This window comes from Suttonella ornithocola, from assembly GCF_001889065.1.
GTDB lineage: Bacteria > Pseudomonadota > Gammaproteobacteria > Cardiobacteriales > Cardiobacteriaceae > Suttonella_A > Suttonella_A ornithocola.
Genome location: NZ_LWHB01000012.1, coordinates 18,025 through 31,584, shown reverse-complemented (window position 1 = coordinate 31,584; position 13,560 = coordinate 18,025). Strand labels below are relative to the sequence as shown.

Genomic DNA, 13,560 nt, shown 5'->3' with positions numbered 1-13,560 from the left:
TAAACGGCTAGTAAAAATTTATCGGAGAACTATATGAAAAAATTGGGAATCGTTGGTTGGCGTGGAATGGTAGGTTCTGTACTCGTCGGAAGAATGCTAGAACAGAATGATTTTGAAGGCATTGATACCACTTTATTTACCACTTCACAGACCGGACAAGTGGCACCTGAATTTGCTGGCAAAGGTAAAACGCTTAAAGATGCAAATGATATCCAAGCCTTAGCAGAAATGGATATTATCATCACTTGCCAAGGGGGAGATTATACTAACGCCGTCCATCAAAAATTACGAGATAGCGGTTGGGATGGCTATTGGATTGATGCAGCTTCAACGCTAAGAATGGAAAAAGACAGCGTTATTATTCTTGATCCAGTGAATAGAGACGTTATCGATCGCGCTTTAGCAGAAGGTAAAAAAGACTTCATTGGTGGAAACTGTACCGTTTCACTCATGATGCTAGGGATTGGCGGAATCCTTGCGAATGACTGGGTAGAATGGATTAGCCCAATGACCTATCAAGCTGCCTCTGGCGCAGGTGCTAAAAATATGCGCGAACTTCTCACACAGATGGGACAACTTGAAAACCGTGTGCATACCTTACTAGAAGATCCCGCAAGCAATATTTTAGACATTGACCGCCAAGTCACCCAGACCTTGCATAACGGTTTAGATATTGCCAATTTTGGTGTTCCTTTGGCAGGTAGCTTAATTCCTTGGATTGATAAAGCATTAGAAAGCGGACAAAGTAAAGAAGAATGGAAAGCACAAGTAGAAGCAAATAAAATCATGCAACGTCAAGACAATCCTATTTTAATTGACGGTTTGTGCGTGCGTATTGGTGCGATGCGTTCTCATGCTCAAGCGTTAACCATTAAACTGAAGAAAGATATTCCTTTATCTGACATTGAATCAGCAATTGCCGAACACAACGAATGGGTAAAAGTCATTCCAAACGATCGCGAAGCTTCTATGCATGAATTAACACCAGCCGCAGTATCTGGAACGTTAACCGTTCCTGTCGGTCGCTTACGCAAACTGAATATGGGTGGTGAATATCTAACAGCTTTCACCGTTGGCGATCAGCTACTTTGGGGCGCTGCAGAACCTTTACGTAGAATGCTCAATATTTTAGTGGGTAAACTTTAAAAAAATATTCGCCCTATTTTTCAATAGGGCGAAATGATATTTAGAAAATGCACTGCTATTAACCAAAGCATTTTTTTATTTTAAGGTAATTGAGAAATTACTACACGAGACATTAATTTTTCAATCTTATCTTGTGGCGGTAAGGCTGTTCCCATATGCTGAATATTTGCTGCGCTATAAGCAGTCGCTGTTTTAGCAATTGTGACTAAGTCTTCTCCTAAACTCATACCACGTACAACACCAGCTACCATCGCATCTCCTGCGCCAACAGTGCTCATGACTTTTACACGCGGAGGTGATGCATGAATGGCATCATATTCGGTCACAAACCAAGCACCACGGCTACCCATAGAAACCACGCAAAGCTCCACACCACGAGCCACAAATTCCCTTGCTTGTTTGACAATATCAGCATCTTCTTCTAACTCTCGACCGCACAGGTCTTCTAACTCATGAATATTAGGCTTAATAATATGAGGAAGCACATCACATTCCATCAGTTTTTTCAAAGCTTCATCACTAGTATCAATCACTAAATAACGGCATTTATCGCGATAACGCTTGGTAATACCAGCATAAAAATCTTTTTCAACGCCTTTTGGCAAACTTCCGCCTAGAACAAGAATGGTTTCGTTTGTTACTTCTCTGTCTAAATAATCGATGAGTGCTTGACGTGCATCAGCTGGAATTTCTAATCCCGGCATATTGATATCAGTAGTTTCACCGGTATTATCATCAATGATTTTAAAGCATCGTCTAGTATCACCCGGTATCCGGATAAACTCATCAACCACATGATGCTCTTCAAATTCCTCTACAAAGGTACTATCGTTATGCGCGCCCATCCAGCCGGTAACAATAGCATCTACGCCGGCGTCATTAAGGTTAATGGCGACCGTAATCCCCTTACCGCCTGCGGTTTTATCAACACTTTGACCACGATTAACTAAACCTCTTTGCCAATCAGTAGCATGAATAGTTAAATCAATGGCGGGATTGGGGGTAACAGTGATAATTTTCATGGTGTCTCCTAATCAGACGCTTTAAAAAAGCGATTATATCATTTTATCTCTTTCAACACGGGTAAGAAACCGCAAAATTTCTTCGGCAAATGCCTGAGCACGCCAGGTATTTGTCGCGGTAATATGGTCTGCATAAGGCAATACCCACAAACCACTATTTGGAATAGTACGATAAAGCGCCAAAATATCTTCCAAAGGTGCCACAGGGTCTCTATCTCCGGCAACCAATAAAACCGGATTGGTTATCTTTGAAAATGCGTCTAGTGTGTGTGCATGTTCGCTCTCAGTAGGATCTAAAGCCTCACTCACGCTTGCAATAACACGCTCCCAAGCATCTTCTCCCCCTTGTGGGAAATGGAGTTCAGAAAGCCATTTATGTAAGCCAAACTTTTTCCAATAAGCTGGGTCAGACATATTGCGAGTTTGCTGATAAGTTTCCACATTTTTTTGATAGCTAATTCGATAAAAAATAGCTTTATCAACTTTTTCAGGATAATTAAGATTCAGCCACATCGCCGTTGCGGCGCCCATAGATGAGCCACAGATATGCCCTTTCTCAATATTTGCATCATCCATCATTGCTAATACAGACTCACCAAGTTTCGCAATGGTTAAGCGCTCATCTGATAGTAATGTTTTACCATGCCCAGGTAAATCAGGAACCAATAGTTGATAGCGCTTAGACAATATTGGAATTTGTGGCTGCCATTCAACCCCTGCCATACCGCCACTATGAAGCAATATTAAGGTTTCTTTACCTTCACCAAAACGTTGATAATAAGGAATCTGTTTCATTCAAATTTTTTCAGTAAATAATTAAGTACATAAGACGTTGTTTTTTCTCGTCCATGAAGCGCCCAATATAAAGAAGCTTCATCAAAACAATTTCTTGATAAACGCGACGCAACATACGGCTCTTGATACGCGATTAGTACCTGATCGCCCACTTGTAAATTGGTTGCGGGATTAGGGAGTAAAATTTCTTTATCCTCTTTCAATAATAAAAGCGGTAAAGCTTGTTTAAACGTATCTGGATTATCCGGCTGCGTCCATAAAGATTGTAAACGTAATAAATGTCCACTTTTTAAATGTTCGATGATGGCTGGCGCGTGTTTTTCCGTAATTCTTAGCACATAGTGATGCGGATTATAGCCGCCCGAAAGTTTCTCAATTTGCAAAAGTAATTGTTCGCCCCACATTTCATTTTGATGACGTAAAGCTCGTAAGAACCGCCCTAATAAAGGGCGCGCCAAATGTGGAAAAATCTCACTCACAATGAGCTCTGCTTCTTCCATGACTCGGTTAAACCCTGCAACTTCAAATAACCGTTCATTAGAGCTACGGTTTTGCCGTCCCACAACGAATAATGATGGTTGCATTGCCTTTGCTGTCATTGCAATGGATAAATTGTCTGGGTCGTAATCTCTTCCTGCAACAATGGCTTGCGCATGGTCAATACGTGCCTCACGCAATGTAACTGCTTCCGTTCCTTTGCCTTGCACATGTCCTTTATCCACAGCAATCTGATCATCAATAATGACAGCATCGACACCTTCATACTCTAAAAATCGCTCTAATGTTCTACCCAAGGCTCCATAACCACAAATAATCCAACTTCCTGCTGGTGGCTGAGGTGGCGGTTCATGATAAGTCCCTGGTTCTGAATAGAAACGCGACATTAAATCCGCAATTGCTGGGCGTCTTAAACCTGTGGTTAAACGTTCTGCAAAAATATGATGCGTATTGATGACTAAATCGGTATTAAACGATTTGGCATTTGCGCTCCCCTCACGCGTCATTGTTCGGCAAATAATTTGAAATTTTTCACGATTTGAAGACAGTAAGCGTGCGGATAATGCCACCTTAATATTAACGTCCTCATTATCTGTAATTGCAATAACCGCTCGGCAAAAAGGAGAACCAATACCCGCTCTGGTTAATAACTCAACATCTGCCGCATCCCCAGAAACTGCCAAAACATTATGCAATACTGGGTCTAATGACATTCGATTGATTCGATCAGAATCATTATCAATCACTACGCATTCATAACCAGAATGCAGTAAACGCTTTACAATTCTATGCCCAGACTCTCCAAATCCGCAAACGACAACAAATCGCGTACGCATATTTCGTACACGTCGCGCAAAGCTATTTTCACGAATTGCATGCTGAAAAACGGGATCACTTAGTAGCGCAATAATTTTCCCTGCCGCATATAGCCAAGCCGGAACCGTATAGTAAATACTAAATGCGACCCAAACACGCTGCCAGTCAGAAAATTCTACGGGAACTTCCCCATAACCAATGGTCGTAGCCGTATAAGACAGCCAATAAAATGATTGGAAAATAGTGAGATGCGTGATTTCGCCATCTTCGCCTACGGTTGGCATCAATGACATTCCAAGCACAGCAATAGAATAACCAATGACCAACACCAAAGCGGGTCGGCGCATTTGTCGGAAAATAAGATAGACGACTTCGTTCACAGGGTTTTATCGACGTAAACTAGCGGTTTCAATCACCAATAAAGCCACTGATACAATATTGGCTACCAATGCACCAGCCGTGAAAGAAACAATCGTTGCCATTGTTGCACCATCTAAAGGTCCAACGCCAAATGTCCACGCCATTACTGCACAAAACAACTGAACGTCTGCCACCAAACTGGTCGCTAATAAAAGCGCCCCCATTTGTGTTCGGTCACCAAATTTTAAGATAGTACAAACGATACTCACCACAAAGGTGAAAAACAATTCTAATTTATCATGGTGTTCTGGGTTGCCAATATCGCCGTAGACAAACCCAAAATTTAGCGTTAATGCCAATAAAGTAAAAAAACTAAACCACAATCTTTCGCTACGCATAATTTTTCCTTAAAAAGGTTAACCCACATCAATTCTTGCTTCAGGGTATTCAATTTTTGTCGTTTTAGGTAAAGCAATTAAATAACCGATAGTTAATGGCCCAACCCTTCCAGCAAACATCATAAACATAATTACTACTTCTCCCATTGGAGTGAGCACAGAAGTAATTCCTCGCGATAACCCCACAGTCGAAATAGCTGATACCACTTCAAATAACACATCAATAAATTCATGATGCGCTTCAATCGCTAATAAAATAAAAATACTTAATGCAATCATCAATGCCGTAACAATCACCACCGCAATTGCCTTTTTCACTTGTTTTTCCGCAATCTTTCGACGCATAACTGTTACGCTATCGCGCTGTTGAATGAATGACCAAGTCGTTAAAAGTAAGACAACCATTGTTCCGAGCTTAATTCCCCCACCGGTAGAAAAAGAGCCCGCGCCAATAAACATCAAGACTAACGTTAAAAACGTACTGGCATCGGTATATTGATCCGTTGGAATCGTATTAAAACCGGCTGTTCTCGGCGTTACTGCCGCAAACCATGAATTCATAACTTGTTCAGAAAGCGGCATCGTGCCAATCGTATGTAAATTTTTATGTTCAAGTAGCCAGAAAATGGTCGCAGCAATTAAATTTAGCCCTAATGTCGCAATGATAATGACTTTCGTATTCACACTTAGCTCTTGACCCAAGGGTTTTTTCGCAAAATCTGTCACGACGAAAAAGCCCAGCCCACCGATCATAATCAGCAAAGTGAAAATAAAAAGCACCGTGGTTTGATGCGAATAAACCATCAAGTTATCGCCAGTAAGAGCAAACCCAGCATTATTAAACGCAGAAATTGTATAGAAAAACGCACTATACGCCGATTCTTTCCATCCGAAATCGCCTGCCCATAATACACATAATAAAAACCAACCGATACTTTGGACAATCAGTGCTAAGAAAATAATTTTCTTAGCAATTTCATTAATTTCACTCAATTTTACGCCACCCATTGCTTGAGAAACAATGAGCTGTCCATGCATCCCTATCCGGCGCTGGAGTGCCATAATGGCTAAAACTGTGAATGTCATAAATCCTAAGCCACCGGTTTCCATTAAAAACAGCATCACCAGCTGTCCATACAATGTAAAATCACTTAAATCTGCGACCGCAAGCCCTGTAACAGTAACAGACGAAGTTGTCATAAACATTGCTTGCAGAAAACCTAACGGCTTAGTCGTAAATCCCGGTAATTTTAATAAAATAGCGCCGCCAATAATCAACACTAAAAATCCCATTGCTAACACAACAGGGGGATGTCTAAGCAAAAAGGCGATACGTTTAAAACTGATCATAAATCAACTTATTTCCCACGAAACTCTTTAATCAAAGTTCGTAAAGCCGCTTGACTGCCAGCAAATAATAAGCGGTCTTCCGCATGAAGCTCATTTTCTGGCGCTAGATTCGTATAGAGTTCACCATCGCGATACAATCCAAAGAATCTAACCGATTCATGCATATTTAAAACATCGCCTACTGTTAATGGTTCTTCTCTCACTGGCATATCCATGACTGTCATCACACAATCTGAAGCGATATTCAGCATGTCTTTCATCAATGGGAAATTCATTTTCTGAGCAACCCGTTTTCCCATGCTACTTTCAGGATGAATCACGCGACGCACGCCCATATCCGTTAAAATCGCATGATGCGCATGGCTTTTAGCTTTTACCCAGATATTGGTGACACCAAGCTGTTTTAAATTTAACACACACAGCAAACTCGCTTCCAAATCCTCACCGATACTTACCAACACTCCTTGAGATTGTGCCACATTGATTTCTTCTAACATATCACGACTGGTTGCATCGGCGATCATTGCGTGTGGAATATCATTTTTAATTTCATCTACCATTTTAGGGTCAGTATCAATACCGATAACTGTATTCCCTAAAGATTGCAAAGTCATGGCAGCAGAGCGACCAAACGCGCCTAATCCAATTACGGTAAAAATCGTCGCCATTTTTTATTACCTCTTTCGTTTTTTTTCGAAAAAATCTTGCATCAATGCGCCACATTCTTGCGCCAAAATACCACTTTTTAATTCGGTAATCTGATGATTTAAAATAGGGTGACGCGCTAAATCAAAGCTCGTACCACACGCGCCACCTCGCAGATTATACGCACCATAAACCAATTTACGAACTCTTGCTTGTACTAATGCGCCCACACACATGACACAAGGCTCTACGGTGACATACAAAGCACAATTGCCTAAACGATAATTTCCTAAGCATTTTGCGCCTTCCCGTAAAACCAATACCTCTGCATGCGCACTAGGATCACAATCACGAATGGTTCGATTACCCGCTTTTGCCAATAGTTGCTCACCCCGTATCAAAACCGCACCAATCGGTACTTCATCATTATCTGCTGCAAGCTTCGCTTCTTCAAGCGCAAGACGCATCCAGTCTTCATCTGTCATCACAATTATTGGGCAACCGTCATTGGAGAAAGTAGTATAGAAGGTGCGCGAATATTTCTTTTAGTATCAACATCCGTACCAATGGCTTGAATGCCTTGATACATATCGCGTAAATTGCCAGCAATTGTTAATCCGTCAACAGGATAAGCGACTTCCCCATTTTCCACCCAAAAACCACTGGCACCGCGAGAATAATCGCCCGTTAGTGTATTCACGCCCTGCCCCATTAAACGCGTAACAATTAGTCCCCGCTTCATTGTTTGATAAAGCTGCTGAGGAGGCAGTGCATATGTCTTATCTGCCTCAAAACACAAATTATGCACACCGCTAGCATTTCCAGTCGGTGATAAATTTAACCGACGAGCAGAATAAAGGCTTAATAAATAGTGAACAACGCGTCCATTTTCAATCAAAGCGCCTTGCGCTGGCGGTAATCCATCGCTATCAAAAAGCGTTGAAACATTGCTTTTCGGCAAATAGGGCTTTTCTAGCAAGCTTAACCATTCTGGTAATATCTTTTGCCCCAAACTGTCATTTAAAAAACTCAACTGACGATATTGCGCTCGCCCGCCCAATGTGGCTAATAAATGCCCGAATAAACCAGTCGCCATCTCTGGAGAAAAAATAACAGGATAACTGCCTGTTTGAATATTTTTAGGTTGCAAGGCCGCTAATGCACGTTCAGCAGCCACTCGACCAATATTATCTGCTAAACGCAAATCTTGTCGATAGCAAGCGCTGTCCCAATCATAATCACTTTGTTGATCATTATCCTCACGCGCTAGAACAGATACTGAAAGACTGACTTGGCTTCGTGAAATTCCAGCCGAAAAACCATTAGAAGTTGCCTTATATTGATAACTGCGCATAGCATCTGCACTAGCACCATCACTCATCACAATCCGCTTATCAAATGCCAATGCTGCTTGTTCACAAGCCTCCGCCTGAGCCTCTAACCAAGCACTATCAGGTAATTCGCCACTATCGCAATTCAATTCTGCTAACTGTTCAGCCGTTATCTGAGCATATTGCTCGGGAGAAGGCAAGCCATAATGCTCGTCTGCCTCTGTAAAACTGGCGGCATTTATCGCCGCAGCAACACCCGCTTCTAATGCCGCCTCTGACCAATCACTTAACGTACTCATCCCTTGTGCTTTATTCTTAAGCACAGCAATACCAATATTTAAAGATTGCTCACGTGAAATGCCTTCAATCGCCCCCATGCGCCAATCAACAGAAGCGCCTTCTGTTTGATGCAAACTCACAGAAGCTTCATCCGCTCCTAAAGCCTTAGCTTTATTGAGAATAAAAGCCGCTTTTTCTTCAAAGATACGCTTTTCTGCCAAACTCATAGCGCTGTCCCTCCTACTGTCAGTTCATCAATTTTGACACTAGGTTGCCCAACACCAACAGGAACTGACTGCCCATTCTTTCCACAGACACCAATGCCACTGTCTAATGCCAAATCCGCCCCAACCATTGAGATTTTTCCCATAACCTCTGGACCATTTCCAATTAAAGTTGCTCCTTTAATCGGCGCAGTAATTTTTCCATCTTCAATCAAATAAGCTTGTGTTGCTGCAAAAACAAATTGCCCGTTAGTGATATCCACTTGTCCACCGCCAAACTGTTCAGCATAAATACCGCGCTTAACCGAGCGAATCATTTCTTCTCGTTGATGCTCACCAGCTGCTAAATACGTATTCGTCATTCTTGGCATCGGTAAATACGCATAGCTTTCCCGCCGACCATTGCCTGTTGGGGCAACGCCCATTAGTCGCGCATTTAACCTATCCTGCATATAGCCCTTTAAAACACCCTTTTCAATTAGCACATTTTTTGCAGTAGGCGTTCCTTCATCATCTACAGACAAAGATCCACGGCGGCCAGATAACGTTCCATCATCAATCACCGTGCATAGTGGCGAACACACCTGCTCGCCCACTCTACCCGCAAAAACAGAGGTTCCTTTGCGATTAAAATCCCCTTCCAATCCATGACCAACCGCTTCATGCAGCAAAACTCCCGGCCAACCATTGCCCAAAACCACAGACATTTGTCCTGCCGGTGCAGCAATTGCCTCTAAATTTACTTGCGCTTGTGCGATTGCTTCATCAATATAATGGCGTATTGTCTGCTCATCTAATAGCGCTAAATAACTATCACGACCACCACCGCCAGCATATCCGCTTTCTCGACGTCCCGCTTTTTCTAAAACAACAGAAACATTAAAATGCACTAATGGACGAATATCCCAAGCAAACTGTCCATCCAAACGCAAAACAAAGATTTCCTCATAACTGGCAGCAAAGCTAGCACTAACATCAACTACATGAGAATCTTTTTGATAAGCATACTCATCTGCCAAATGTAATAAAGCCACCTTTCTTTCTGCACTTAGACTGGCTAATGGATCAATATCTGGATAAAGCGCTGAAACCGTAATCGCCTTTTGAGGAACTTGAATAGCATAATCTTTTGCTTCTCGACCAATCTGGCGTGCAAAACGACAAGCATCAAATAAAGCCTCTTCTTGCAGTGCATCGGCATAAGCAAACCCCGTCCGCTCTCCGATAATCGCTCTTACTCCTAGTCCCGCTTCTGCATCATAAGAAGCTGTTTTTACTTGATGTTCGGATAGCCCCCAGTTTTCTGTACGACTCCGTTGTAAATAAATATCAGCGTCATCAATACCTTGAAAACTTAAAAGCGATAGCCCTTTATCTAGCGCTTGCATAGATAAATTTTCTTCCCACCATTGTCCTGTCATTTTTTACCCTTTTTTAATAGCTGCTGAACAGAAGCCTTTGCCTCGCTCATTAATTGATCCTTATCCAAATCTGCCATAATTTCCTCAATCACGCGCTTGGCACCGCCTTCGCCCCAGCTAGCACCTTGAGCAAAATATTGTTGTGCAGCTTTTCCGACAACATAGCTGCCATAAAAAGCGACACCTGCCTGTGCCCCTGCGGTAATAATTGTGGAAAGACCACCTGTTAAGCCTTTTAAAACAGAAGATAAAACCTGTATGCCATAAACCGTTCCCATTAACATACCCGTTTGCACCGCAATCGTTCGTATCAAACTACCTGCTTCATGGCGGGTAAGCTCAACCCCATACACTTTTGATAAATGCACGACCATTCCACTATCAGCCGCTAAAGCTAATAAATCGACGGCAGGAATAGGATTAATTGCCACCCCAATGGATTTAAACAAAGCATATTGACGGATAATCTTTTCAGCAATGCTTCTTTTTGCTTCAATAATTTCCATTCCAATCTTTTCACTCATTCGACCAGCAAAAACACTGGCATTGAGCGCGGCATAACTTTGCCCGCCAGCCTGTAATAACTGCCATAAAACTTGGCGTAATTCTTCTACACGCGGTTCTGGCATTACCCAACGTTCTTCTTCAGAACCATTTTCTCGTTCGATAATCTCTAACTGCTTATCAGGCTGAGCTGCTGCGACAACCACTCGCTCAGACGGAACCATCTCAGCGACGCGATGACGCAAATGCTTTAATAATGCCTCTTGCTCACGCGCACTATAACGATCTGCTTTATTTAATACCAAAATAATTGGCTGCGTTTCCTGATGCAGTGCAAATAACGCTTCATATTCAATATCAGTCATATCACCATCAACCACAAACAGAATCACATCTGCTTGACGAGCCACATTATCCGCAATTTTGGCGCGTTCTTCGCCGTTAACCTCATCAATCCCTGGCGTATCTAATAAATACACGCCCCCCGTATCAAAACTTTGCCATAACGTTTCGGCGCTGTGTTTCGTATGGCCATGTAAGACACTGGTTTCAAAAACCGTTTTACCTGCTAATGCATTTAATAACGCAGACTTTCCAACACTAACACGACCAAACGCCGCAACATGTACATGCCCTTTTTCTAACTTATCTAACAAACGCTGTAATTGTCGAAAATCCTCAGATAATCGTGCTTTTGCTTCTCCAGGTAAGCGCTTATCTTCTAATAAACGACTTAAAGAATCTCTTGCTTTACCTAAATGGTTTTGACCACGCTCATTATTCATTAGCGTCTTCCTTTTTACTGAGCATGACTGTCTTCACTAAGCCAATCGCTCGACTTTCTAAATCTTTATTTATTTGCGTTTCAAACTGTTGCAAAATATTTTGTGAAGTTAATTTACCATCATTTTGTTCTAAAACCGTTAAAACCGCTTGTCCTAGACTCTCAAAAATCAAGCCATAAGCAACCGCATGACTTGCCCCACCTAAAACAGTTCCCACACCTGGAAACGCCTTACAAACATTACCCGCTAAAGCTAATACTAAAGTGACTTGCGATTTAATCTTGCCACTAATCGTTTCTAACAACGATTGCAAATCAATCTCTTGCGCTGGGACATCATAAAGCTTCGTCAATGCTTTTAGCATATCCATACCCAAATAGCCTTGAATTAAGACATCTGTTCCCGGCCCTACTGCTGCAACCCCACCCAACATCGCCTTGCGAGAATAGGCTTTTACCATGGCTTGTCCGCGTTCACGACGAAATGCGCCTAAAGTTTGTGCTAAAGAATCATCTGCCAATTCCAATAAAGCCTGCTGTTGACGTTTACCCAGTTCGCCTCTTTGACCTTCTAACTGCGCAAAAACCTTTAATAAAGGATGAATATCTCCACCTGTCAATCGCTCAGTAAAACTTACCGTTCCGTCTTTGGCAATGCGTTTTACTTCCTGAGGATAAGCGCTAGCAGCTAAAACCAATTGCGCATCTGCTGGAATTCTTGATTGAATTCTTTCTTTTAATAACGCTCTTTCAGCTTCATCATAACGGTTACTTTTATTTAAAATCACCACTAAAGGTTTGCCGAATTGATGTAATAAAGCGATTGATTCTTGGTCTGAAGCCGTTATATCTTGATCTAACACATAGCAGACAATATGCACCCGACGAGCTGCCTGCATCACACTATTATCTAAAGAAGCAATCGTTTGTGCTTGATGCGTTCCTGGCATATCAATTAACGTCAAAGACAATCCATGCTCTGTTGTATAGTGAAAACGCTCAATCGCTGCTGTTGAGCCCCCAATAACAGACGTTTCTACATGCGCATTAGGCAACAATGTACGAATTAAAGAACTTTTTCCTGTGCTAATCTTACCAAAAAAAGCAATCTCTAAAGTCGTTGGCGGTTCATCAGACAAAACCTCTAAATCCGCTTCAATAGCAGCAACATCAGCACCTTGTGCACGTGCCTTATTAAGCTTAGTTCGCAAAGCTTCGGCTGTTGCTTTAGGTTTAGCAGCATTGCTAGACTTAGGCTTCCGACGCCCTATCGTCCAAATTTTAATAATCAAAAATAAGCCAGTGCCAGCAATGACTGCCACCATCAATAAATAAGCACCAATTAACCATGGAGAAGCGGTAGATAAGCGGTCATACGCCCGAAAGCCTAAATCCGTTAATTGAAAAATAATTAAAAAAACCGCCAAAATAACAATTACGGTCAATAAAATAAAAATTTGACGTAATAACTTTACACTATCCATCTAAGCTCCTATGGCTGCATAAAATTCATCTGGTAACGGACGAACCTTGCGCAACTGATAATCAAAAGCAACCATTAAAGTCTGTGCTGTTGCCACTAATTTTTCACTATTTAGCACACGATAAGCAATAGAAAAACGGCTAGGCTTAACCTCCACAATTTCCATTTCGACGGTTAATACCTCTCCTAAAAAGGCTTCTGCTAAATAATCCACTTGCAGCCGTCGCATAATTAACCCGATGCCAAAAAAATCCAATTCATTTCCACCAAGGGCATTAAAAAAATCAATTCTGGCTTGATGTAGTAGCGTAATCAAACGGTCATGCCCAAGATGCCCTCCATAATTAATATCGCCTACTCGAACCGTTAACGCTGTTTGATAATTCGCTTTTCCATTCATGACTTTTCTCTTTAACCACTCTTATTTAAATTTAAACAATCAAACAGATAAGATGCCTCAAGCAAAGATACCTTAAAACGATAAATCGTTATTTTTTTCATTTC

At 41.8% G+C, this 13,560-nt stretch carries 13 protein-coding genes; 1 reads left to right on the top strand and 12 read right to left on the bottom strand.

Annotated features, from left to right (window positions below):
* The first annotated feature begins 33 nt into the window (after nucleotides 1-33).
* Nucleotides 34-1,146 (top strand): aspartate-semialdehyde dehydrogenase, encoded by a 1,113-nt coding sequence (gene asd / locus A5N85_RS00990; RefSeq protein WP_072575552.1) that lies wholly within the window; start codon nucleotides 34-36, stop codon nucleotides 1,144-1,146.
* Between the two features lie 80 nt (nucleotides 1,147-1,226).
* On the opposite strand, the gene pfkB is transcribed toward asd, so the two are convergent.
* The 12 genes from pfkB to A5N85_RS00930 are packed head-to-tail and all read right to left on the bottom strand — an operon-like array spanning nucleotide 1,227 to nucleotide 13,456.
* Entirely contained in the window at nucleotides 1,227-2,168 is a 942-nt protein-coding gene (pfkB, locus tag A5N85_RS00985; protein WP_072575551.1) for a 1-phosphofructokinase, read from the bottom strand.
* A 33-nt stretch (nucleotides 2,169-2,201) separates the two neighbouring features.
* Nucleotides 2,202-2,963, bottom strand: a complete 762-nt coding sequence (locus A5N85_RS00980; protein WP_072575550.1) for an alpha/beta fold hydrolase — start codon at nucleotides 2,961-2,963, stop codon at nucleotides 2,202-2,204.
* Nucleotides 2,960-4,657 (bottom strand): potassium channel family protein, encoded by a 1,698-nt coding sequence (locus tag A5N85_RS00975; protein WP_072575549.1) that lies wholly within the window; start codon nucleotides 4,655-4,657, stop codon nucleotides 2,960-2,962. The genes A5N85_RS00980 and A5N85_RS00975 overlap by 4 nt, the downstream gene beginning before the upstream one ends.
* Before the next feature lie 6 nt (nucleotides 4,658-4,663).
* Nucleotides 4,664-5,035, bottom strand: a complete 372-nt coding sequence (locus A5N85_RS00970) for a DUF6394 family protein (protein WP_072575548.1) — start codon at nucleotides 5,033-5,035, stop codon at nucleotides 4,664-4,666.
* A gap of 18 nt (nucleotides 5,036-5,053) precedes the next feature.
* A complete protein-coding gene (locus A5N85_RS00965; protein ID WP_072575547.1) occupies nucleotides 5,054-6,385 on the bottom strand; it encodes a TrkH family potassium uptake protein in 1,332 nt (443 codons plus the stop codon).
* 8 nt (nucleotides 6,386-6,393) lie between these two features.
* Nucleotides 6,394-7,053 (bottom strand): potassium channel family protein, encoded by a 660-nt coding sequence (locus tag A5N85_RS00960; protein ID WP_072575546.1) that lies wholly within the window; start codon nucleotides 7,051-7,053, stop codon nucleotides 6,394-6,396.
* A gap of 6 nt (nucleotides 7,054-7,059) precedes the next feature.
* The gene (gene tadA / locus A5N85_RS00955; RefSeq protein WP_072575545.1) at nucleotides 7,060-7,515 is read right to left on the bottom strand and encodes a tRNA adenosine(34) deaminase TadA; all 456 of its coding nucleotides are present in this window, start codon (nucleotides 7,513-7,515) and stop codon (nucleotides 7,060-7,062) included.
* A 5-nt stretch (nucleotides 7,516-7,520) separates the two neighbouring features.
* Nucleotides 7,521-8,867, bottom strand: coding sequence for a TldD/PmbA family protein (locus A5N85_RS00950; RefSeq protein WP_072575544.1), 1,347 nt, complete (start codon nucleotides 8,865-8,867; stop codon nucleotides 7,521-7,523).
* Nucleotides 8,864-10,285 carry a metalloprotease TldD gene (tldD, locus tag A5N85_RS00945; protein ID WP_072575543.1) on the bottom strand — a complete coding sequence of 474 codons (1,422 nt, stop codon included), beginning with the start codon at nucleotides 10,283-10,285 and terminating at the stop codon, nucleotides 8,864-8,866. The genes A5N85_RS00950 and tldD overlap by 4 nt, the downstream gene beginning before the upstream one ends.
* Entirely contained in the window at nucleotides 10,282-11,574 is a 1,293-nt protein-coding gene (locus tag A5N85_RS00940; RefSeq protein WP_072575542.1) for a YcjF family protein, read from the bottom strand. The genes tldD and A5N85_RS00940 overlap by 4 nt, the downstream gene beginning before the upstream one ends.
* A complete protein-coding gene (locus A5N85_RS00935) occupies nucleotides 11,567-13,057 on the bottom strand; it encodes a GTPase (protein WP_072575541.1) in 1,491 nt (496 codons plus the stop codon). The genes A5N85_RS00940 and A5N85_RS00935 overlap by 8 nt, the downstream gene beginning before the upstream one ends.
* Nucleotides 13,058-13,456, bottom strand: a complete 399-nt coding sequence (locus tag A5N85_RS00930) for an acyl-CoA thioesterase (protein ID WP_072575540.1) — start codon at nucleotides 13,454-13,456, stop codon at nucleotides 13,058-13,060.
* Between the last annotated feature and the right edge of the window lie 104 nt (nucleotides 13,457-13,560).

Coding starts and splice junctions, on each gene's coding strand:
- asd (WP_072575552.1), top strand. CDS start 34: ATGAAAAAATTGGGAATCGTTGGTTGGCGTGGAATGGTAGGTTCTGTA.
- pfkB (WP_072575551.1), bottom strand. CDS start 2,168: ATGAAAATTATCACTGTTACCCCCAATCCCGCCATTGATTTAACTATT.
- A5N85_RS00980 (WP_072575550.1), bottom strand. CDS start 2,963: ATGAAACAGATTCCTTATTATCAACGTTTTGGTGAAGGTAAAGAAACC.
- A5N85_RS00970 (WP_072575548.1), bottom strand. CDS start 5,035: ATGCGTAGCGAAAGATTGTGGTTTAGTTTTTTTACTTTATTGGCATTA.
- A5N85_RS00965 (WP_072575547.1), bottom strand. CDS start 6,385: ATGATCAGTTTTAAACGTATCGCCTTTTTGCTTAGACATCCCCCTGTT.
- A5N85_RS00960 (WP_072575546.1), bottom strand. CDS start 7,053: ATGGCGACGATTTTTACCGTAATTGGATTAGGCGCGTTTGGTCGCTCT.
- tadA (WP_072575545.1), bottom strand. CDS start 7,515: ATGACAGATGAAGACTGGATGCGTCTTGCGCTTGAAGAAGCGAAGCTT.
- A5N85_RS00950 (WP_072575544.1), bottom strand. CDS start 8,867: ATGAGTTTGGCAGAAAAGCGTATCTTTGAAGAAAAAGCGGCTTTTATT.
- tldD (WP_072575543.1), bottom strand. CDS start 10,285: ATGACAGGACAATGGTGGGAAGAAAATTTATCTATGCAAGCGCTAGAT.
- A5N85_RS00940 (WP_072575542.1), bottom strand. CDS start 11,574: ATGAATAATGAGCGTGGTCAAAACCATTTAGGTAAAGCAAGAGATTCT.
- A5N85_RS00935 (WP_072575541.1), bottom strand. CDS start 13,057: ATGGATAGTGTAAAGTTATTACGTCAAATTTTTATTTTATTGACCGTA.
- A5N85_RS00930 (WP_072575540.1), bottom strand. CDS start 13,456: ATGAATGGAAAAGCGAATTATCAAACAGCGTTAACGGTTCGAGTAGGC.